Genomic DNA, 23315 nt, shown 5'->3' with positions numbered 1-23315 from the left:
CCATTAAGTTATTATAGCATTGTGTAATTATTATTCTCTATCATTAACTTCTATTAAAGGATGATATAAGTTGATTATCGAGATTTAAAGTAATTTCTCCATCAGTTTGAGTATTGTAGATATGAGAATTAATTTTCTCTAATTTATCTATCGTTTCGTTATTAGGCAAATGAAAAGTATTATTTTTTCCACTTGAAATCATACTAATTTTAGGTTGTATGATTTCTAAAAAATGTTTTGAACTACTTGTTTTACTGCCATGGTGTCCAACTTTTAGAACATCAATTAACGGTAAATGATATTTCTTTAATAATAAATTTTCATTTTCTTCAATTGCGTCGCCCATCAATAATAATTTGTAATTTTTGTACTCTATTAATGAAATTATACTTTGTGCATTTTTGTCTTCATTGGAATCAATAAAAGCATTTAAAAATGATATTTTAGCTTCTTTCAACTGAATATTATTAGTCTCTAAAACATCAATAACTTTTATATGATATATACTACAAAATGTATGTATAGTTTTAATTTGATCTACTGAATAACTTTTTATATATAAATATAAATTTTTAATTCTTATATTTTGTGCTAAATAAGGAAATTCGCCTATATGATCATTATGTGGATGAGTAAGAATTAAGTGATCAATTTTTGATATTCCTCTAGATTTTAAAGTAGGAATAATATGATATTTCGCAATATTATGATTATCTTTAATCTTCGTTTGAACTACTTTACCACCAGTATCTACCATCACAGTTTCATTATTTTTTGTTTGAAAAAGAAAACTATCACCTTGACCAACATTTAAAGCAGTAAACGTCGTCGCTAATGGTTGATTAGTTAATCTTATAAATATTATAAATAAGATAATTATAATTAAGAATGCTCTATAATTTTTATAACATATAAATATAGTTAGTAGAGTTAATAAAATGAAACAGTAGAGTAGACTTAAATTTGATTGATCAGCAATATTTATTTGGTAATTTCTAAATAAAATGAACGGTTGCATTATTTTATCGTGCAGTTCAAATAATTGATTTGCAACCATATTTATACATCGCAAGTCACTAAAGAAATGATAGAAAGTAAATAGAACAATAGAAAGTGGAAAAATAATGAAAGAATATAATGGGACAAATATTACATTAGAAATAAAACCAATCCATTGAAACTGATTAAAATGGTAAATACTAATAATCATGGATGAAAATTGAGCGATAATTGTTATATAAATATAATTCTTTAAAATTGATTGATTATTAAATAATGGCTTAGAAAATAGTATAAAAAAAGAAATGATGAAAGAAAATTGAAATCCAATGTCATAAGCAAAATTCATATTCCAAATTGTCATAAATAAAAAGACTAACGATAATACACTTATAGACGAAATTTTAAAAGTCTTAGGGATAATAAAAAAAGTAATAGCGGTTAAAACTGCTCTTATAGCACTCGGTGCAAAATTTGTATAAAAAATAAATAGTATTAGTATCATAATAATAAAAATTCGTATGAATAATTTTGGAATATTAAACCTGACCAAACTATATTGAATGATAAAAATAATGGTAGCAACGTGTGATCCACTGACAGCAAGTAAATGATAAATACCTATCGCTTTAACTTTATCTAAGTAATCTGTATCAATTGCACTAGTATCTCCAGTAATTAAAGCTAAGACTCTCTCTGGATATTTTAACGAAGAATGGTATAACTTGTTTTGAATATAATTTAGGTGTTTATCTATAAAACTTATATGATTAACTTTAGTACAATGTTTATTATCTATTTGATCGATATAAACATAGACTTCATTATGAATACTATTTGTGATATTTCCATTAATTTTACATTCTCGATTTTTTAAATCTTTAGCTTTCAATTGTGGACTTTTAAAAGTAAAGTGATAATTATTATGTTTATATTGAAATTGTCCTTTAATAATTTGATTGAATTGTTTTATATCATTTTGAAACGTTACTTTTGAATTTATATTACTGTGGACTTTTAAATTTTGGAGTATAAAATGATTTGTTTTCAAAGTATGGTGTACTTGAAATAAAGCTAGAAAGAAAAAGGATAAAATTAATAAATAGTGGTATAAAGGAATACTCTTTCGATACACAATAATTAATATAATAGCAAATATTAAAATTGAAAATAATTTAAGATGAACCCATAATATACCACTTAAAAAAGAAAGTGCATATAAAACAACTAACATTCTTTAGTTAAAAATTCAGCTATTTTATTAGCAGAAAATGGTATTTTTTCATACTCAATACCTGCTTGATTTAATAATTTAATAGCATATTTATGATTATGATAATCTTTTGCATAGTATATTTTCTTAATACCTGCTTGAATAATAGACTTAGTACAGTTTAAACAAGGAAAATGTGTGACATATATCGTTGCATTATCTGATGATACACCTTGTTTTGCGCATTGTAATAATGCATTCATTTCTGCGTGAATGGTTCTAATACAATGACCATCTTCTATTAAACATCCTACATCAATACAGTGAACTTCTCCTGCTACTGAGCCATTATAACCTCCTGCAATTATTCTATTGTCCTTTACAATTGTTGCGCCTACTGATAGTCTTTGACATGTAGAACGTAATGCAAGCAAATGGCTTTGTGCCATAAAATATTCGTCCCATTTTATTCTATCCATAAAGTTCAACTCCTTAAAAAAATATATATCTATTATAATTTATATTAAAAATTCTTCCAATTTAATTTATGTAGTAAAGTAATCTTTAAGTTTCTCGAAAGTTTTCCCTCCAATTCCTCTTACTTGTTTTAAGTCTTCAACCTTATTAAATTGTCCCTTTTCCTCTCTGTATTTAATAATCTCTTTCACTTTAGTTGGACCTATACCTGGAACATTAAGCAATTCTCTTTCATTTGCTGTGTTAAGATTGACTTTAATACTTTCAGAAGTATCTAAATTACTTTGATTAGTGAGTGTAGCATTTAGTTTCGTTTCATTTTTATTAGGTATATAAATCATTTTTTGATCAGTAAGTTTTTCAGATAAATTGATTTTTGTAATATCAGCATTTTCAGAAACTTTAGCTTTTTTTAGTACATCTTTAACTCTATCGTTCTTTTTCATTTTATAAACATCTGGTAATTTAACCGCTCCTTTGACATCTACATAAATAGTTGAATTTTCTTTAGAAGAAGTGGATAAATTATTATCATTTTTATTTTTATTATATTTTTCATTATTATTAAATTGGCTATTGTTAGCATTAGATGTTGTCATATATTCTGAAGGCTCATTATTTTTCATAAGCATGAGAATCACTATAAAAAGTAACACTACTGTAATTAAAATGATGATATGAGTCTTCCACTTAGTTAACAATTGAATTATTTCATTTCTATACTTAAACAAAAACTCATCTCCTTATATGTACAAACGTATAAGAAGATGAGTTTACTTTATTTTATTTATAAGCAACAAAAAACAATCTGTCACCTTTTTCATTATGATTATTGATGTCAAAGTCTACAAAAGTTTCAATACGATTAAATCCAGTTTGTTTTAACAATCGAATATAGAAATCCTTTTCAAATGTTCTTTGATAATGTGATTCATTAAAACGGTGATAATTACCATTATGCTGTTTTAAAAAGAAACTCATATCATGATAAACACTATAAGGTTCTTCACCCTTTATAGCTTCCCACGCTAAAAATATATCATCATTATCATCAATATAACATTGATTATTAAATGCTGTGTTCATTTTATATATCGTATGAATATCGAATATAAACATTCCTAAATCAGATAAATGATTAAATACACAATTAAACGTATTTACGATATCATCAATATCAGGTAAATAATTCAGGGAATCACAAAATATTGTTACAACATCATATGTTGTATTTAATGAAAAATCGGTCATGTCACCTTCTAACCAAGTAACTTGATTAGATTTATTTGCAGCAATAGATAACATGTCTGTACTTAAATCCATGCCGGTAACCGTGCCAATAGAAGGAAGTAATTGCGTTAAACTTCCGGTGCCACAACCAATATCAAGAATATTCATTGAATCATTAGAAGACATTGTTCTTGTATAATATTTTACAATATTAAACCATTCTTCATAAGGTTGATCTTGAGTAAGCTGATCATAAACTTTACTCATTTCAGTGTATTGCACCATTTTAATATGCTACCTGATTATATGATTCTATTGGAGCATCTTGATAAAGTTTCTCTATATTATAGTAATTGCGTTCATCTTTATGGAAAATATGAACTACTACGTCTGCTAAATCAATTAAGACCCATCTTGCACTTTGATAACCTTCCATACGCTTTACTTCAATATTATTTTCATGCACTTTTTCTTTTACTGCTCTAGCAATTGATTGAACTTGACGTTCATTGTTACCGTGACACACTACAAAATAATCAGTCATATCACTAATACCTTGCATATTAAGAGAAACAATATCTTCTGCTTTTTTATCTTCTGTCGCTGTGACAGCAATATTTAATAATTCTTCTGAATTCATTTAATCATCCTTTATCTTTTAATCACTATAATTATAATAATTTAAACATTCAATCGTAGAACCATAAACAGTAATATCTTTACTAATTAAAAATAGCACTGTTCGCTTTGATATTTCATAAATTGTTTTATCTAAGCTACCTTGATTGTATGCCATATCTCTAATTTCTTCAACTCCTGGAGTTTTTCTACCAGGTTCTATATAGTCAGCAATAAATACCAATTTTTCAGTTTTTGTCATTTCTTTACGACCAGTAGTGTGATATTTAATGGCTAATAATGTTTCTTCATCTTCGATGCCATAATCAGCCTTCATTAATGCTGCACATACAGGTCCATGAAGAATTTCACTTCCATAACTTAACAAATTGCTATCTAAATCATGTTGGCGAACGACTTGATACATTTTTCCTAAATCATCATATTTACAATAATCATGTAAAATGCCTGCTAACTCTGCTTTACTTTTATCTCCATCATAGATTTCAGCAAGCTTAACTGCTGTGTCAGCTACTCTAAGAGAATGTTTAAAACGCTTTTCGGGCAATTTATTTTCGATAAGTTTTTTTGCTTCTTTAGTGTTCATAGAATCCTTCCTCTCTAATATATTTACTAACATTTCGAGGGACTAAAATATCAATTGTTTTTTTATCTTTTACACGTTGTCTAATCATTGATGAACTAATATCCATTCTTGGAATAGATATGGAAATCATATTTTCATCAACCTTTTGAATATTTTTTTCTCTATTTACTACTATAAAGATAATCATTTGCTTTAATTCATCTATTTTATACCATTTATCAAGTTGATCATATTGGTCTGATCCTATTACAAAATAAAACTTATCGTAAGGATTTTGGTCAATTAAAGCTTTTAATGTATCATACGTATAACTTTGACCTTTTCTTTCTAATTCTGCATAACAAATATTTCCGAAACCTAACTGCTCGATTACCATATTAATCATTTTGATGCGATAATGAGCATCTAAGTAATCGTTATGTTCTTTAAGTGGAGCCATATAACTTGGTAAAAAATAGAAAACATCCGGTTTAATTTTATGAAATACTTCATTAGCTACTAACATATGTGCAGTATGAATAGGATTGAATTGTCCGCCGTATAAAACAATTTTTTTCATAGAATTATGGTAATGAAATTTCCTTATTTTCTTGAGATTCTCTATAAATGATTATCATTGATCCAATGACTTGGACCACTTCACTATTAGTAGCTTGACTTAGCGTTTGGGCTAAATCGTTTTTATCATCAAAATTATTTTGAAGTATATGAATTTTAATTAATTCTCTATTTTCAAGTGTTTCATCTATTTGACTAATCATATTATCATTAATTCCAGCTTTACCTATTTGAAAAATTGGATCAATGTTATGCGCCAAACTTCTTAAATATCTTTTTTGTTTACCTGTTAGCATAGCATATTATTCTCCTTTTAATTGATTTAAAACTGCTAATTTCATTTCTTTAATTTCAGCATCTTTGCCAGTCCATATTTTAAAGCTCTCAGCACCTTGATATACAAACATATCTAGACCATTATAAATAGGGTTACCCTTCTCTTCAGCTTGTTGTAAAAATGATGTTTTATAGGGAATATAAATGATATCACTTACCAATGTATTCGGTGATAATTGATTGAGACGAATTACACTCTCTTTATTATTATCTAATCCTGCTGATGTTGTATTAATAATAATATCAAACTCATCAAGATATTGTTCAGCTTGTTGTAGGGTAATCGCATTAATATCTAATTTCCAATTATCAAAGCGACTCATTGTTCTATTCGCTATAGTTAATTTAGGCTGTACACATTGTGAAAGTGCAGTTGCAATACCTTTGCTTGCGCCCCCAGCTCCAAGAATTAAAATATATGCATTAGATAAGTCAGGATATACTTGTTTTAATCCTTTTACGTATCCAAGACCATCAGTATTATAACCAATCCATTTATTCCCCTCTATTTTCACAGTATTCACTGCACCTACAGCTTTAGCTTGTTCATCAATATCATCTAAGAATGGAATGATGCGTTCTTTATGAGGAATAGTAACATTAAATCCACTTAAATTTTTTTCAGTTATTATTTCTTTAATATTATCGAAATCTTGAACCGGTATATGCAATGCTTCATAAGTATCATTTAAACCTAAAACTTTAAAATTAGTATTATGCATCACTGGTGATAATGAATGTGAAATCGGATCTCCTATCACTGCAAATTTCATTATGAATCCTCCCTACATAATAGATTGTCTTAAAACAACATCAACACTTTTAGGAACTCGGACAATCACTTTTGCACCTGCTTCGATTGTAATAAAGCCCAATCCAGAAATCATAATGTCACGTTTTTCTTTCCCTGTTTCTAGACGTACAGTTTTCATATCACTTATATTAAATTTTTCTGGATTACTAGGTGGACTTAATAAATGTCCTATTTGCTTTCGCCATAAATCATTTGCCTTTTCAGTTTTAGTTCTATGAATATTTAAATCATTAGAAAAATAACATACAAGTGGTCGTTTCCCACCAGAAACATAATCTATCCTAGCTAATCCACCGAAGAATAAAGTTTGTCCCTCATTTAATTGAAATACACGTTGTTTAATTTCATTCTTAGGAATAATCACTTTTAATTCTTTTTCAGTAACATAATGGGTCATTTGATGCACTTGTATAATGCCAGGTGTGTCATACATAAAAGTTTTCTCATCTAAAGGAATATCTATCATATCTAATGTTGTACCTGGAAATCTTGATGTTGTAACGACATCTTTTTCACCTACACTTTGCTCAATTAATTTATTGATTAAAGTTGATTTACCAACATTTGTAGTACCAACGATATAAACATCTTGATGATTTCTAAAACGGTTGATTGATTCTAAAAGTGCATCAATACCCCATCCTTTATGAGCTGATATTAATACCACCTCTTCAGCTTCTAATCCATACTTTCTAGCTGTTCTTTTTAACCATTCTTTTACACGACGTTGGTTAATTTGTCTTGGTAAAAGATCTAATTTATTCGCTGCCAAAATGATTTTCTTATTTCCTACAATTCGTTTTAAAGCATTAATAAACGATCCTTCAAAGTCAAAAACATCAACTACGTTAACGATAATCCCTTGTCTATCGGATAATCCATTTAATAAATTTAAAAAATCTTCACTATCCATTCCTACATCTTGTATTTCATTATAATTTTTTAATCTAAAACAACGTTGGCATATAACATCATCTCTAAATAAATTATGTTCTGGCACATACCCAGGTGCGTTTTTATCTTCAGATTGTAAAGGAGCGCCACAACCGATACATTTTAAAGTTTCATCCAATCAATTTTCCTCCCATGTAATATAACCTTTTCTTTTAAAATAGTTTAATAATCGACGTTCGATTATTCTATTTAGTCTAGTTAAAAATCCATCTGTCTTTTTGACAGGAACTACCATGATAGTATATAGACCGTTATTATTGCCACCAAGTACGTCTGTAAGCATTTGGTCACCTATAACGATTGTTTCTTCTGGTTTAATATTCATGTGTTGTATCGCTTTTTTAAAAGCTCTTCCCATAGGTTTTCTAGCTTTAAAGATAAAATCAACGTCTAAGTCTTTCGAAAAACCGGAAACACGTTTTTCATTATTATTTGATACTATTGTAATCGTTAAACCTAAATCATTTGCCTTTTTAAACCATTCTTGTATTTCTTTCGTTGGTGTTTTAACGTCCCAACCTACTAATGTATTATCTAAATCTGTAATAATACCTTTAAAACCAGAATTTGCTAATTTTTCAATATCAATTTGAAATACAGATTGTACATAATCATTAGGCATAAAATATGTTTTAATTAATCCCATTCATTTCACCTTTAAGTTATTTATTTTTTATATTTCATTAACCAACTGTTCAACAATTTTACTTGATGATTGAGCTGCTTTACCAAGAAACTCTTCAAACGACATCTCTGCTTCCCCATTTGCTAAATCAGAAACAGCACGAGTAACGATAAAAGGTAAATTAAATTGATAACAAGTTTGAGCAATAGCCGTTGCTTCCATTTCAACTGCCATAGCTTTTGAAAACTGACGTTTAATTTTTAATCGCTGTTCACTACTACCAATAAAACTATCGCCACTTACAATTTGACCAATTTTAGCGGTTAAATTTTGTTGTTTTACAACTTTTTCAGTTAATTGGAGTAATTGTTGGTTAGCTTCAAATTGAGCTGGCATTTGAGGTATTTGACCGATGTCGTATCCAAAGGCAGTTGCATCTGCATCATGGTACATCACATTATTACTAATTAAAATATCTCCAACTGATAAACTATCATCTAAAGCACCAGCAGAACCTGTATTTATAATCAATGTAGGTTTAAATTTTTCAATTAATAGTGTTGTCGAAATTGCAGCATTTACTTTTCCAATTCCACTTTGTGTTAAGACAACATCTTTATTATTTAGTTGCCCACGATAAAATTTTACATGTGCTACTTCAATCTCATTTAAATTCACTAATTTATGTTTTAAAATCGCTACTTCTTCTTCCATAGCTCCAATAATTCCAATCATATTTACACCTCAACTTTAATCTTAGCACATGTTATTCTAACATAATTTCTAGTTCATCACGACTAACTTTTTTTATTAAATCATCTTGAAAAATATTTAATAAAAAAACTGTCGATACAGTTAAACACTGTCGACAGTTAAATTTTAAATTACATATTTATTTATGGTTAACCTTTCCATAAAGTAGCTAAATCTTGTAGAGACAATACACCTGTTATAATTGTAACAATAACTGCTACAATGCCAAATACTAACATCCATATTGGATGTTTATAATCTCCAACAATTGATTTTTTTCTACTCGCTATCAATATTGCACCCAAAGTAATCGGTAAAATCCATCCATTTATTGCTCCTGCAATAATCAATAAACTAATTGGTTTTCCAATTAATAAGAAAATTATTGTTGAAATCACGATGAAGACAATGACAATCAAATTATTTTTATTAAATAATGATTTGTGTAATGTTTTTAAGAAAGTTGCACTTGTATATGCTGAACCAATCACTGATGACATTGCGGCTGCGAAAATAACAACTCCAAAAATATTTTTTCCTATTGGTCCAATAGCATGTTCAAATACTGATGCTGGCGGATTATCTGCATTTAAAGTGACACCTGTCACTACAACTCCAAGTACTGCTAAGAATAATAATGTTCTCATAATACCTGTAGTTAAGATACCTGCAATAGCTGAACGATTCACAAATGGTAAAAACTCTTTACCTTTCATTCCAGAATCAAGTATTCTATGTGCACCAGCAAATGTGATGTATCCACCTACTGTTCCTCCAACTAAAGTAATGATTGGTAAAATTAATTTAATAGGATGTTCTGGTGCAACTGTATGAACAAGTGCATCACCATAGGGAGGGTTAGATACAACCATGACATAAGCTACTACTAATATCATTATTACTCCTAAAATCATTGAAACAATATCCATAATTTTTTGACCACTTTTACTTACAAATATTAAAATTGCAAAAATGGCTGTAATAGCTGCTCCCCATTTAACATCAAGTCCAAACATTGCATTCAATCCTAAACCTGCACCAGCTATGTTCCCGATATTAAAAGCAAGTCCTCCAAAAGCAATCAATATTGAAATTAAAGTTCCTAATCCAGGTAACACTTTATTTGATACTTCTTGACCACGTAAACCTGTTACAACTAATACGCGCCAAATATTAATTTGAGCTCCAATATCAATTAATATAGATATTAAGATTGCAAAAGCGAAACTTGCATAAAATTCTGCCGTAAACACAGCAGTTTGAGTTAGAAATGCAGGACCGATCGCTGATGTAGCCATTAAAAATACAGATCCATAAAGTAAGCGTCTATGACTTTTTGTAAATTTAAAATTGTCTTTATCTTGTTTTTGATTTAAATTTTCTTTCATTAGAAAACCCCCTTATAAGGATTGAATATCAATGCCTTCTTTCGTTAATTTTTTTCTTATTTGTTCAACAAATTCTAGTGCATGTTTACCATCACCGTGAACACATATTGTATCTGTTTCCAAATCAATTTCTTTTCCATTGCGACTTATCACTTTGTTTTCAGTTACCATTTTCAAAACTTGTTTTAATGCTTCGTCAGAATCAGTAATGACTGCGTCTGGTTCTTTACGACTAACTAATTGACCATTATCTTCGTAACGTCTATCAGCAAATACTTCAGAAGTTGTTTTCAATCCGATTGCTTTAGCTTCAGATATTAATAATGAATTAGATAAACCTACAAGCACTATAGTAGAATCAAAATCGTATACTGCTTTTGCAATTGCTTTTGCAATTGCTTTATTTTTAGCACCCATATTATACAGTGCACCGTGTGGTTTAACATGATTTATTCGTGTTTGGTGTACTTTACAAAATCCTTCTAAAGCACCTAACTGATAAACTATTAGGTTATATACTTCGGTAGGACTAATATCCATCTTTCGACGACCAAACCCTTTTAAATCTGGAAGTCCGGGATGAGCGCCAATACTCACATGATTTTCTTTAGCTAATTTTACTGTTTGATTCATTACATTTTCATCACCCGCATGAAAACCACAGGCTATATTAGCAGATGTAATTAAAGGAATGATATCTTTATCACCTCCAAATGAATAGTTACCAAATGCTTCACCTAGATCACAGTTTAAATCAACTTTCATCATAATTTCACTCCTTTAACTATTTGATGTTTTTCAAGGAATTTAATATCAACTTCTTCTGCATTTCCTTTTGCATATGGTGGGTAACTTAATACTGCATATAGAAAATCAGCCGTAGTAGTGAAACCATCAATTACCATTTCATCAAGTGCCACTTTTAATTTGTTAATCGCAGAAGTTCTATTAGAGTCTTTTACGATAACTTTTGCAACTAGTGAATCATAGTAAGGAGATACTTGATAACCAGCATATAATAACGAATCTACTCTAATATTAAAACCTTGAGGTAAGTGTAGACGTTTAACTTTACCTGGAGTAGGTTGGAATTTCTTTTCTGGATTTTCAGCGTTGATACGTGCCTCTATTACATGACCATTGAATACAATATCTTCTTGACTAAACGGTAATTTATTATGTAATAACAAATATAATTGTGCTTGTAATAAATCTCTATCTGCACGCATTTCAGTAACAGTATGTTCTACTTGTATTCTTGCGTTCATTTCAATAAAGTAATGTGCATCTTCAGTAACTAAAAATTCAATAGTACCAGCACTACGATAATTAGAGGCTTTTGCAACTTTGACAGCATCATTACATATTTTTTCACGTCGTTCTTCAGATAATGCTGCACATGGTGCTTCTTCTATTAATTTTTGATTTTTTCTTTGGACTGAACAATCTCGTTCACCTAAATGAACATAATTTTCTTTTCCGTCACCAATCACTTGAACCTCTACGTGTTTTGCAACAGGAATAAATGCTTCCACATACACACGATCATCATTAAAATATTTTTGACCTTCACTTTTAGCTTCTTTTAATGATTTTTCAAGTTGATTTTCTTCTTTAACAATTCGAATACCTTTACCGCCACCACCGCTTGCGGCTTTTAATACTAAAGGATATCCTATGTCTTTTGCTAATTCTTTAATTTCTTCTACAGAATTTACTGCATCTGTTGAGCCAGGAATAACTGGCACTCCTGCTGAATGAACAGTTTGACGAGCAGTTATTTTATCACCCATCATTTCCATTGTTTTTTTGTTAGGGCCAATAAAATGAATATCATTTTCTTCAACTTTTTGGGCAAATGTTGTACTCTCCGATAGAAAGCCGTATCCAGGATGAATAGCATTAGAACCTGTGATTTCAGCTGCACCAATAATACGCTCTATATTTAAATAACTATCTAAAGGATTTGCTTCTCCAATGCAAACTGCTTGATCAGCTAAACTTACATGAAGACTTTTTTCATCACCTTTAGCGTATACTGCGACAGTTTCTATTCCCATTTCTCGACACGCTCGAATGATACGTACCGCAATTTCTCCTCTATTTGCTACTAAACAACGATACATATTTCTGCCCCCCTTTATTTTACTTTAACTAGAACTTGATCGTATTCAACGTTTGTACCATGTTCAACCACAATGTCGGTAATCTCACCATCTATATCACTAGTCACTTCATTCATTACTTTCATTGCTTCAACATATCCGATAACATCACCAGATTTAATGTTATCACCTACTTGAATTATAGGATCCGTTAATTCCTTGCTATCTTGTAAGAAAAATGTGCCTACCATAGGAGAAGTAATTGTTTTTGCTGAATCATTTAAAGGGTTATTTTCTGAAATACTTTTGTCTTGAGAATTCCCTTCAGATTGTATTACTGGAGTACTATTATTTTGATTGTTACTTTGTTCAGTAAAATCTAATTCGATTTCGTTTTTATTATCTTTATATTTAAATTTTTTTACATCATTTGATTTTACAAGTTTAATGACTTCTTCTATTTTTTTTATATCCATAACTATCTCTCCTCTGTAATGATTTTAGTCAATTTCTTTGCTGTCGGTCTCATTTCACCCATATTAAAGGTTGGTGACGTGTTAATTTCAGCATTTAAATGATTAAAGTGATTTAGATATTGTTCCTGAACCTTTGTAGCTTCTTCAATCGTTGACCACTTAAATCGAATTAAATCCCCTGGCTTAAATTGAGCAATTTTATTTAAATCCAGTTGAGTGACTGTAGCGATTTTCGTATAGCCACCTATAGTTTGTTTATCATTTAATAAGATAATAGGATTACCATCATTTGGGACTTGAATACTTCCTAAAGCAACAGGTTCTGAAATAATATCTGCCCCAGTTTTAGGAGGGATATGGTCACCATTAAGACGATACCCCATTCTATCAGATTTTTCAGAAACTTTATATTCCATATTAACGAGCTTATTTATACTTTCCTTTGAAAATGCTTCAATTTGTGGACCGGTAATAATATGTATTATATTATCTTCGGGAATAGCATTATAAACTGTTGTTTTACCCAAATTTTGTTTGAAAGATGGATTTTCTTTTAAGTATATCAAATCTCCTTTTGATAATGGTCTCCCTTTGTAACCACCAATTTTACTTCTAGTATGTGTCGAATAACTTTCTGCTATTGGTTGAATATCTAAAGGATGTCCAAAGAAAATATAACCACGAGCGCCTGCAGTCACTGCTCCAACTTTCAAAATATCGCCTTTGCATGCATAAATTACAGTATTAATATCAACTGTCTCTTCATTTAATTTTGCGTTTACATGTGCTCCTGTCAAAATAAATGTATTATCTTTATTAAATTGAAGTGTTGGACCGATAATAGTATATTCAAGGCTCGGTCCATTATTACCAATTAAAGTCTTACCAATTAAATAACTATATAAATCCATAGCACCAGCACTTGAAAAACCTAGGTGTTGAAAACCAAATCTTCCTTCATCTTGAACAGTTGTAAACATACCAGGTTGAATAATACTAATCGACATGATTTAACACCCACTTTTCTTTATTAAATCGATTTTCTGCTATTTCACTTTGGATGTCGTTAAATGTATTTTCATCAATAGAATAAAACTTAATATAATCCCCCGCTTGATATAAAGACATTTCATCGTCGTTGATATCAAATACTTTTAATGGTGTTCTTCCAATAATTTGCCAACCACCTGGTGAATCAGAAGGATATAAACCCGTTTGATTATTTGCTATTCCTACTGACCCTGCGTCAATGTTGACTCTAGGTTCATCTCGACGTGGAGTATGTAAACGAGAATCCAATCCACCTAAAAATGGAAAACCAGGCATAAAACCTAACATGTAAACGAGATATTCATTTTGAGTATGGATTTGAATGACTTCATCAGTAGTTAGTTTGTTATGTTTAGCTACATATGGTAAATCAGGTCCGACTTCTGAATTATATAATACTGGAATATGTATGATCGTTTTATCTGAAATATCTTTAGCATGTTCACCATTTAACTGTTTTAAATCTAATATATCTATTAATTGCTTAAAATTAAGCTTTATATTATCAAAATTTATCATAATTGCTCTATATGACGGTATCACATCTTTGATACCATCTATTCTTTTAGCGTGTATATGTTTAGTAACGGATTCAACATCTCTGTAATTACTTTCAGATATTTCTTCTTTAAAATAAAGCGCAATTGATTGTTCATTAATAATCTTTATTTCCAAAGATGATGGTCCTCCTTCGATTATAAATAACGTATTTCATTTTATATATTAGTAATATAAAATATCCACGTATTCATAGTAGTTTAATATGTCTTTCAAATAGACAATAATAAAAGAAGGTAAGTAATGCATTAATGTAATCGCTTACTCCCTTTCAGTACAAGATAACTATATAATTTATCTACATTGTTATTTAAGCATATATTTATATTTTTGTCATGTAAAAGTTCTAAAAATTAAATGAATGTACTTGCTTATATCTAATTAATAGTTAAATAATTATAAATATTTAACTATAAAAAAATCCAAAAATCAAAATGATTTTTGGATTTTTTGTTACTTAATATCAACGATTTTAACTTTCATTTCTCCACCATTTGGAAGTGGAACACGAACTTCATCATTTAAACTTTTACCAATAAGTGCTTTCGCCATTGGAGATTCATTCGAAATTTTTCCTTTAAACGCATCTGCTTCTGCAGATCCAACAATTTGATAGCTTTCTTCTTCATCGCCAGGTAATTCGACAAACGTAACAGTTTTACCAATTTGAATAACATTGTTATCACCGTTGTCTTCAATAATCAAAGCATATCTAAGCATGTGTTCAATACGTTGAATATCTTGCTCAATAAAACCTTGTTCATCTTTAGCAGCATCGTATTCTGAGTTCTCAGATAAGTCACCAAAAGATCTAGCAACTTTGATTTTTTCTACTACTTCAGGACGTTTAACTGTTTTAAGTTCTTCTAATTCTTGTTCTAATTTTTCATAACCTTCCTGTGTCATTGGATATTGTTTTTGATTTTCCATAAGTTCATCTTCCTTTTCAACAAGTTAATTTAATTCTGAAAAAATACATATTATTCGTTAATGCTTACCAACAAGCGTTTGTATTTTTGTTGTCATTATATCAATTGCTACCTTATTACTTCCACCTTCTGGAATAATAATATCAGCATATTTTTTTGTTGGTTCTATAAATTGATTATGCATAGGTCTGACAACATTTAAATATTGGTTAATAACTGATTCCATTGAGCGCCCTCGCTCTTTTGTATCACGTACAAGTCTTCTTAAAATACGTAAATCAGCATCAGTATCAACGTATATTTTAACATCCATCATATCACGTAATGTTTTATTTTCCAAAGCAAATATACCCTCTACGATAATAACATCTTTAGGTTCAAATGCAATTGTTTCATCACTTCTAGTATGATTTTTATAATCATATGTTGGAACTTCCACCGCTTGACCATTACGTAAATCCTTTAAATTACTAATCAGTAAATCATTATCAAATGCAAAAGGATGATCATAGTTAGTTTCAAGACGTTCTTCAAATGTTAAGTGCGATTGATCTTTATAATAATAATCTTGAGCAAGTAAAGCAACACTATGGCCTTCTAAGTTTTTCATTATTTCATTTGTAACAGTTGTCTTTCCTGATCCTGAACCGCCAGCGATTCCGATGATTGTTGTCTGTGTCATTAGCCAATTTCCTTTCTCATCATATTATTAGGATAAATAGGATGATCCACTTTAATTTGAACAATTTGAAGAGGATGACGTGCTGCATCAAGGTGGTTTCCTTCTTCATCATAAATGACATCAATAACCTGTTTAAATGATTCAATTTCAGGTCCAAAAAATTCAATTTCTTGGCCTGGTTTAAAGTGATTTCTTTGTTGTATTGTAGCAATATGAGTTGCTTCGTCATAATCTAAAACTAATCCACAAAAATCATATGGTGACTTTTTATTTTGTTGAACACCAAACATTTGTTCTTCATACCCAGGCGTTCCTTCAAAGAAAGCAGGTGCTGTATCTCGATTAGCACATTTGTCTAATTCAATTAACCACTCTGGTTTAATTTTAAAATTATCTGGATCTTCTGCATATGCATCAATAACCTTACGATAAACTGATACTACCGTAGCAATATAATGAATAGATTTCATTCGTCCTTCAATTTTTAAAGAATCTATACCAATATCCATCATTTGAGGAATAGACTCAATTAATTTTAAATCTTTTGGACTCATAGCAAAAGGCACAACGTCGCCATCTTGATAAAATAAATCTAATTCTCCCTCTTCATCAACAGCTAGTAAATCATAATCCCAACGACAACTTTGGCAACAACCACCTCTGTTAGAGTCTCGTGCTGTCATGTGATTACTTAAAGTACATCTACCTGAATAAGCAATGCACATTGCACCGTGAATAAAGGCTTCTATTTCGATATCAACATTGTCTTTCATCTCTTTCATTTCCATAGCGCCTGTTTCACGAGCTAATACTACTCGATCAAGTCCTTCTTCTTTCCAGTATTCCACAGCTTTGTAATTAGAAAGAGATTGTTGTGTTGAAAGATGAATTTCTAATTTAGGAGCTACTTTCTTACATGTTTCAATAATAAGTGGATCAGCTACAATAATTCCTGTTGCACCTGTAGCTTCTAATTGACGTAAATAATCTTCTAAACCGTCTATATTTTCATCATGAGCGATAATATTAGTCGTAACATAAATTTTTGCACCATAACGGTTTGCAAATTCAACGCCTTCTTTAATTTCTTCCATTGTAAAGTTATCAGCGTTAGAACGTAACCCGTATTCTTGTCCACCTAAAAATACTGCATCAGCACCATAGTGAACCGCAATCTTTAACTTCTCTAAGTTTCCAGCAGGCGCTAATAATTCAGGTTTTTTTATTTTTCTTTTAGCATTTACTTCAATTTCATTTAACGTCTTCATACTGGCGCCTCCCTTAATATACTGTTTGTTTATATAAGAACCCTTCATCAAACGGACGATGTTCAGGTTGAATTTCTTCTATTGGATCAATTAACATAAATTTTTCATCTTCATAAGCTTCTGGATCTTCATGATATAAGTCAATGGCTTCTCTATATTGTGCTGTAACAGTATTAATGTATGCTTCACTTTGTAAGATACCATCAATTTTAAATGAATCGATATTTGCTTCAAAGAATGGCTCTAATTCTTCAATTAAACAGATATCATTAGGAGACATAATATGAGTACCATTGTAATCTTCAAAAACAGGATATTTATTTTCTCTTTCTTCATCGTACAATAATAAATCTTGATCATTTTCACTACGTTGGATTTTCATTTGTCTATCTTGAAAAGTGTAATAATTACCCAATAACATACGTTTAGATTGGAACATACAAGTCATACCGTGAACCTGAACTTCAATTTCAACATTTGCATGTTTTTTGATATTTAAAATTTCATCTAGATTTAATTCACGTGCTAATACAGCTCTTTTAGCGCCTTTTCCACCCCAATAATTACATTGGAAATAATTCGTAACAATTGTTTCTGCATCCCAATTTAATGGTATCGGATTATCTTGTTTTTTAACATACATCACGACAGCAGGATCACCAAAAATTATTCTATCCACTCTTATTTCATGTAAAAATTCAATATAGTTTTCTAAGGCATTTAAATGATAATTATGAAAAATACCATTAACTGCCACATATACTTTTTTATCATGTTCGTGTGCTAAATTAACTGCTTTTCTAACATCTTCACGATTAAATTCTCCAGGTAATCGCAATCCAAATTTTTGTTCTCCAATCACAAATGCATCAGCACCGAGTTCTATCAATGTTTTCATATGATTTAAAGATTTTGGAGTGACAAGTAATTCAGTCATATTCATTCTCCTTTAATAGATATGGCTAAACCATCATCCATATTTAAAAAATTTGTTTTATAGTTCTTTTGTTTCATAAGCCAAGTATTATATTTTTGTACCTTTTTTACCATTTGCTTAACGTTTCTTGATCGTACAATATCTATATCAGATACAAATCCATGATACAAAACGTTATCAGTAATAACTAAGCCACCTTTTTTTAATAACGGTGTATAGTATTCAAAAAATTTTTGAGATTGCGCTTTAGCTGCATCGATAAATATCATATCATATAAATGATTGCTCACTTTATCGTACTGTGATAGCGCATCGCCCTCTATAAGGCGAATTTGATTTTCGTATTCAAATTTTTTAAAATTAAGTTTTGCTTGTTTTATCATATTCTCATTACGTTCAATAGTAGTAATAGAAATATCTGGTGAAACAGAAGCAAATTGCATCGAACTATATCCAATAGCAGTTCCAATTTCCAAAATATTTTTCGAATGATGAATTCTAATTAATTGTTTTATCATGTCTAAAGTTAATTTATCTACTATAGGAACAGCATGTTCTTCTGCATAAAATCTTAGCTCTTCAATATTATTATCTAACTGTTCATGAAGATTTAATAAATAGGATTGATTTGATTCCACTTCTATAACTTCCCTTTTAATATCAATAGGCATAAAAATAAATCAGTCAACTAATATTACATTATTTAAAATAAAATAATAAACCTACTTTATATTTTAATGTATAAATATAGTAACTGACTGTATATTTAAAAATTTATGCTTATAGTAATTTAACTTTAAATATTTTATCATAATTCTAAATTAAATTTAAGTCTGAAATATTAAAAATCTCTAACCAAAGTACATTGATTAGAGATTTATTATTAACAAAAGACTGTTTATTCTTCCATATTTGTATTTACAACTTCTTCAATCATATCCCATTCTTCATCTGTTTCGATAGGAACAAGTTTACCACCATCACCAGATTCATCTGGTTCATTAATCATTGGAATGAGCTCAATCATGTCATCATCATCAGATTGAGCACCTTCTTCAGCTAAAATAACATACTCTTTTTTAAATTCTGGATGATAAAATTCTAGCATTTTTCGATATAAAACTTCATTTCCATTTTCATCGAATAAAGTTAATAATTCTTCTTCATTACTAATATTTAATTCTGTATTATGATTGTGATTATGTTCAGTCATAATGATATTCTCCTTTATTGAATTGAATCTAAATAGCCTTGCAGTATGAAAACTGCTGCCATTTTATCAATTACTTTTTTTCTTTTTTGTCTTGAGACATCAGCTTCTAATAATGAGCGCTCAGCAGCCATGGTACTTAAACGTTCATCCCACATAATAATTTCAATATTTGGTAAAGCCTCTTGAAGCAATTCTTTGTATTTAAGAGATGCTTCTCCACGAAAACCAATAGAATTATTCATGTTTTTCGGTAATCCTATGACTACTGAACCAACATTATTGTCTTTTATGATTGAAACCAGTCTATCAATACCAAATTCTTCATTTTCTTCATTTATTCTTAGAGTGTCTAGTCCTTGAGCAGTCCAGCCCATCAAATCACTAATTGCGATACCTACAGTTCTACTACCTACATCTAATCCTAAAATTTTATGACTTAACATTTATTTATTATTCTCTTTTAAGTAGTTTGAAACGAGTTCTTCCATAATTACATCTCTATCAATATGTCGTATTTGATTACGTGCATCATTTTGACGTGGAATGTATGCAGGGTCTCCTGAAAGTAAATAACCAACAATTTGATTTACAGCATTGTAGCCTCGTTCTTCTAGAGTTTGATGTACGTTTTTTAAAACTGTTTGGACATTTTCTTTTGGAATTTCATCATAATCGAATTTCATAGTTTTATCAATATTTTCCATAGATGCGACACTCCTCTGACATGTATTAACTTACATATTAATTTTACACCAGTTGATTAAAAAGTTATAGGTTTTTAATATAATCTTTAATAAAGCGTAATGATTCTGAGATGTTTTCAGGTTGTGTGCCGCCACCTTGTGCCATATCTGGACGACCGCCACCTTTTCCTCCTACAATTGGAGCCATGTTTTTAATGATATCTCCGGCTTTAACCTGACTTGTAAGCTCTTTAGGTACAACGGCAATTAACGAAACTTTTTCACCAACATGACTTGCTAAAATAATAATTGTATCTTGTTGTTTTGATTTAAAATCATCCATTGTTTGACGGATTTCTTTTGGATTAGATACTTCTACCTCTGTAGCTAATACTTTAAATCCATTAATCATTTCTACTTGATCCTCTATATTACCCATTTTAAGTGAAGTAATTTCCTTATTACGTTGCTCTAATTGCTTATTCAATTGTTTTTCATTTTCTTGAATTTGAACAACTTTATCATAAACTTGTTTATCTGATTTTACTTTAAGTTGTTCTTTGACAGAATTAAATTTATTCTGAATATCTTCAAAATATAAGAATGCAGCTTTACCGGTAAGTGCCTCAATACGTCTAACACCTGCGCCTGTACCTGATTCGCTTACAATTTTAAACAACCCTATTTCAGCAGTATTATCTACATGAATACCACCACATAATTCAATTGAAAATGGAGCCATATTGACTACTCTTACAATATCACCATATTTTTCACCAAATAGAGCCATAGCACCCATTTCTTTAGCTTCTTGAATAGGCATTTCTTGAATATGAACTGAAATTCCTTTCCAAATTTCTTCATTTACTCTTCTTTCAACTTGATCAATCTCTTCTTCTGTCATTGGACCAAAGTGAGAAAAGTCAAATCTTAATCGTTCACTTTCAACGAGTGAACCTGCTTGGTTAACATGTTCACCTAAAATCTCTTTTAATGCAGCATGTAGTAAGTGAGTGGCACTATGATTTTTTTGTATATCTTTACGTTCTTCTTTATTTACAGTTGCATCTACATGACTATTTACACTTACTTGTCCAAATTGAACTGTACCTTGATGTAAATTTTGTCCATTTGGTGCCTTTGTAACTTCTTGAACGGCTATTTCGAAATGATCATTTCCTACTGTTCCTTTATCTGCAACTTGTCCACCACTTACTGCATAAAATGGTGTTTCTTTTAAGATAAAGTAAACTGTTTCTCCAGCCTCAGCAGATGTAACAGTTTTACCATTATAAATTAAATCTGTTAAAATTGTTTGATATTCTGTTGTTTCATATCCAACAAATTGACTTTCAGTATTAATATTTTTTAAAACATCACTTTGAACTTGCATAGATTGTGAACTTTGTCTAGCTTCTCTCGCTCTAGTACGTTGTTGTTCCATTTCAGTTTCAAATGTTGCCATGTCGACTGTAATACCTTCTTGACTTGCTAGTTCTTCAGTTAACTCAATTGGGAATCCATACGTATCATATAATTTAAACGCATCTGAACCATTAATCTGATGTGTAGATTCTTTTGCTTGCGTAATGAGTTGATTTAATATAGATACACCCTCTTGAAGTGTTTCATGGAAACGTTCTTCTTCAGATTTAATAACACGTTTAATAAAATCCGATTTTTCTTTTACATTTGGATAATATGGCTCCATAATGTCAGCAACGATATCAACCAATTTATACATAAATGGCTCATTAATGCCAAGCGTTTGACTAAAACGTACAGCACGACGTAAGAGACGACGTAAAACATAACCGCGCCCTTCATTTGCAGGTAAAGCACCATCAGAGATTGCGAATGAGATTGTTCTGATATGATCGGCGATGACTTTAAATGCTACATCTTGTTCGTTATTTTCAAGATATTTTTTTCCTGATATATGCTCTACTTCTTCAATAATTGGCATAAATAAATCTGTTTCATAATTGGTACGAACATTTTGGGAAATAGACGTCATACGTTCTAATCCCATGCCGGTATCAATATTTTTATTTGGAAGTGGTGTATAAGTATGATCCTTATTATGGTTATATTCACTAAATACTAAGTTCCATACTTCTAAATATCTCTCATTTTCACCGCCAGGATACATTTCTTCTGCTGGATCATTTTGACCATATGCTTCACCACGATCATAGAAAATTTCGGTATTAGGTCCTGATGGTCCTTCTCCAATATCCCAGAAATTCCCTTCAATTCTAATAATACGACTTTCTTCTAAACCAATATCTTCATGCCATAAACGATAGGCTTCAACATCTTCTGGATGAATCGTTACATATAGCTTCTCTGGTTCCATCCCCATCCATTTGTCACTAGTTAAAAATTCCCAAGCAAATTCAATTGCTTCTTTTTTAAAATAGTCACCAATTGAGAAGTTTCCAAGCATTTCAAAGAAAGTATGATGACGCGCAGTAAAACCTACGTTTTCAATATCATTTGTTCTGATTGCTTTTTGAGAGTTCACTATTCTAGGCTTTTTAGGTGTTTCTCGTCCATCAAAGTATTTTTTTAAAGTTGCAACACCAGAGTTTATCCAAAGTAACGAATCATCGTCAATAGGCACAAGTGGTGCAGATGGTTCTACCATATGACCTTTTTCAACAAAGAAATCAATATATTTTTGACGTATATCACTTGCTTTAAGTTTTTTCATTTTTTCACTCCTAATATAATTAATACATTTATAAATAAAAAAACGTTCATCCAACAAAGGGACGAACGTTTTCGCGGTACCACCCTAGTTACAAGAAATAAATATTTTTCAAATATATTTAATTTC

At 30.1% G+C, this 23315-nt stretch carries 27 protein-coding genes; all 27 read right to left on the bottom strand.

Annotation, left to right across the window (positions count from 1 at the left end; all coding sequences use genetic code 11):
* Nucleotides 1-43: 43 nt before the first annotated feature.
* A complete protein-coding gene (locus tag HMPREF3131_RS07690) occupies nt 44-2050 on the bottom strand; it encodes a DNA internalization-related competence protein ComEC/Rec2 (RefSeq protein ID WP_242228114.1) in 2007 nt (668 codons plus the stop codon).
* A 176-nt stretch (nt 2051-2226) separates the two neighbouring features.
* Nucleotides 2227-2691, bottom strand: a complete 465-nt coding sequence (locus HMPREF3131_RS07685; RefSeq protein ID WP_017176200.1) for a ComE operon protein 2 — start codon at nt 2689-2691, stop codon at nt 2227-2229.
* Between the two features lie 66 nt (nt 2692-2757).
* Entirely contained in the window at nt 2758-3420 is a 663-nt protein-coding gene (locus HMPREF3131_RS07680; RefSeq protein WP_070436604.1) for a helix-hairpin-helix domain-containing protein, read from the bottom strand.
* A 52-nt stretch (nt 3421-3472) separates the two neighbouring features.
* Nucleotides 3473-4204, bottom strand: a complete 732-nt coding sequence (locus HMPREF3131_RS07675; protein ID WP_019834856.1) for a class I SAM-dependent DNA methyltransferase — start codon at nt 4202-4204, stop codon at nt 3473-3475.
* 1 nt (nt 4205) lies between these two features.
* On the bottom strand, nt 4206-4559 hold the full coding sequence (rsfS, locus tag HMPREF3131_RS07670) for a ribosome silencing factor (protein ID WP_002449779.1): 354 nt from the start codon (nt 4557-4559) through the stop codon (nt 4206-4208).
* A gap of 18 nt (nt 4560-4577) precedes the next feature.
* Entirely contained in the window at nt 4578-5144 is a 567-nt protein-coding gene (gene yqeK / locus HMPREF3131_RS07665) for a bis(5'-nucleosyl)-tetraphosphatase (symmetrical) YqeK (RefSeq protein ID WP_070436603.1), read from the bottom strand.
* A complete protein-coding gene (locus HMPREF3131_RS07660) occupies nt 5134-5703 on the bottom strand; it encodes a nicotinate-nucleotide adenylyltransferase (protein WP_002449696.1) in 570 nt (189 codons plus the stop codon). The genes yqeK and HMPREF3131_RS07660 overlap by 11 nt, the downstream gene beginning before the upstream one ends.
* 4 nt (nt 5704-5707) lie before the next feature.
* Nucleotides 5708-5998 (bottom strand): ribosome assembly RNA-binding protein YhbY, encoded by a 291-nt coding sequence (yhbY, locus tag HMPREF3131_RS07655; RefSeq protein WP_017176196.1) that lies wholly within the window; start codon nt 5996-5998, stop codon nt 5708-5710.
* A gap of 6 nt (nt 5999-6004) precedes the next feature.
* The gene (gene aroE / locus HMPREF3131_RS07650) at nt 6005-6811 is read right to left on the bottom strand and encodes a shikimate dehydrogenase (protein WP_019834855.1); all 807 of its coding nucleotides are present in this window, start codon (nt 6809-6811) and stop codon (nt 6005-6007) included.
* A gap of 12 nt (nt 6812-6823) precedes the next feature.
* The gene (yqeH, locus tag HMPREF3131_RS07645) at nt 6824-7924 is read right to left on the bottom strand and encodes a ribosome biogenesis GTPase YqeH (protein ID WP_070436602.1); all 1101 of its coding nucleotides are present in this window, start codon (nt 7922-7924) and stop codon (nt 6824-6826) included.
* Nucleotides 7925-8452: a YqeG family HAD IIIA-type phosphatase gene (locus HMPREF3131_RS07640; protein WP_017176193.1), complete on the bottom strand. Its 528-nt coding sequence runs from the start codon at nt 8450-8452 to the stop codon at nt 7925-7927.
* A gap of 27 nt (nt 8453-8479) precedes the next feature.
* A complete protein-coding gene (locus HMPREF3131_RS07635; RefSeq protein ID WP_017176192.1) occupies nt 8480-9166 on the bottom strand; it encodes a 5'-methylthioadenosine/adenosylhomocysteine nucleosidase in 687 nt (228 codons plus the stop codon).
* Between the two features lie 167 nt (nt 9167-9333).
* Nucleotides 9334-10572: an NRAMP family divalent metal transporter gene (locus tag HMPREF3131_RS07630; RefSeq protein ID WP_017176191.1), complete on the bottom strand. Its 1239-nt coding sequence runs from the start codon at nt 10570-10572 to the stop codon at nt 9334-9336.
* 12 nt (nt 10573-10584) lie between these two features.
* Nucleotides 10585-11337: a 5-oxoprolinase subunit PxpA gene (gene pxpA, locus HMPREF3131_RS07625; RefSeq protein WP_070436609.1), complete on the bottom strand. Its 753-nt coding sequence runs from the start codon at nt 11335-11337 to the stop codon at nt 10585-10587.
* Entirely contained in the window at nt 11337-12698 is a 1362-nt protein-coding gene (locus tag HMPREF3131_RS07620; RefSeq protein WP_017176189.1) for an acetyl-CoA carboxylase biotin carboxylase subunit, read from the bottom strand. Before HMPREF3131_RS07620 ends, pxpA begins: the two co-directional genes overlap by 1 nt.
* Nucleotides 12699-12712: 14 nt before the next feature.
* Complete coding sequence (locus HMPREF3131_RS07615) at nt 12713-13153, bottom strand: acetyl-CoA carboxylase biotin carboxyl carrier protein (RefSeq protein ID WP_017176188.1); 441 nt, start codon at nt 13151-13153, stop codon at nt 12713-12715.
* A 2-nt stretch (nt 13154-13155) separates the two neighbouring features.
* On the bottom strand, nt 13156-14160 hold the full coding sequence (locus HMPREF3131_RS07610; protein WP_070436601.1) for a 5-oxoprolinase subunit C family protein: 1005 nt from the start codon (nt 14158-14160) through the stop codon (nt 13156-13158).
* On the bottom strand, nt 14150-14878 hold the full coding sequence (gene pxpB / locus HMPREF3131_RS07605; protein ID WP_070436600.1) for a 5-oxoprolinase subunit PxpB: 729 nt from the start codon (nt 14876-14878) through the stop codon (nt 14150-14152). Before pxpB ends, HMPREF3131_RS07610 begins: the two co-directional genes overlap by 11 nt.
* A gap of 336 nt (nt 14879-15214) precedes the next feature.
* Nucleotides 15215-15691, bottom strand: a complete 477-nt coding sequence (greA, locus tag HMPREF3131_RS07600) for a transcription elongation factor GreA (RefSeq protein ID WP_017176185.1) — start codon at nt 15689-15691, stop codon at nt 15215-15217.
* A gap of 57 nt (nt 15692-15748) precedes the next feature.
* The gene (udk, locus tag HMPREF3131_RS07595) at nt 15749-16372 is read right to left on the bottom strand and encodes a uridine kinase (RefSeq protein WP_017176184.1); all 624 of its coding nucleotides are present in this window, start codon (nt 16370-16372) and stop codon (nt 15749-15751) included.
* Complete coding sequence (locus HMPREF3131_RS07590; RefSeq protein ID WP_017176183.1) at nt 16372-17640, bottom strand: peptidase U32 family protein; 1269 nt, start codon at nt 17638-17640, stop codon at nt 16372-16374. Before HMPREF3131_RS07590 ends, udk begins: the two co-directional genes overlap by 1 nt.
* Before the next feature lie 13 nt (nt 17641-17653).
* A complete protein-coding gene (locus HMPREF3131_RS07585) occupies nt 17654-18577 on the bottom strand; it encodes a peptidase U32 family protein (protein ID WP_017176182.1) in 924 nt (307 codons plus the stop codon).
* Between the two features lie 2 nt (nt 18578-18579).
* Nucleotides 18580-19215 (bottom strand): O-methyltransferase, encoded by a 636-nt coding sequence (locus tag HMPREF3131_RS07580; RefSeq protein ID WP_017176181.1) that lies wholly within the window; start codon nt 19213-19215, stop codon nt 18580-18582.
* A gap of 260 nt (nt 19216-19475) precedes the next feature.
* A complete protein-coding gene (locus HMPREF3131_RS07575; protein ID WP_017176180.1) occupies nt 19476-19790 on the bottom strand; it encodes a DUF1292 domain-containing protein in 315 nt (104 codons plus the stop codon).
* Between the two features lie 14 nt (nt 19791-19804).
* Entirely contained in the window at nt 19805-20233 is a 429-nt protein-coding gene (gene ruvX, locus HMPREF3131_RS07570) for a Holliday junction resolvase RuvX (protein WP_017176179.1), read from the bottom strand.
* The gene (locus tag HMPREF3131_RS07565) at nt 20234-20494 is read right to left on the bottom strand and encodes an IreB family regulatory phosphoprotein (protein WP_002448947.1); all 261 of its coding nucleotides are present in this window, start codon (nt 20492-20494) and stop codon (nt 20234-20236) included.
* Nucleotides 20495-20558: 64 nt separating this feature from the next.
* Entirely contained in the window at nt 20559-23189 is a 2631-nt protein-coding gene (gene alaS, locus HMPREF3131_RS07560) for an alanine--tRNA ligase (protein ID WP_070436599.1), read from the bottom strand.
* Nucleotides 23190-23315: the final 126 nt, after the last annotated feature.

The sequence above is a fragment of the Staphylococcus sp. HMSC14C01 genome (genome assembly GCF_001808085.1).
Lineage (GTDB): Bacteria > Bacillota > Bacilli > Staphylococcales > Staphylococcaceae > Staphylococcus > Staphylococcus hominis.
Note: the sequence above shows the minus strand (reverse complement) of the source record. Positions and strands in the feature narration are given on the sequence as shown.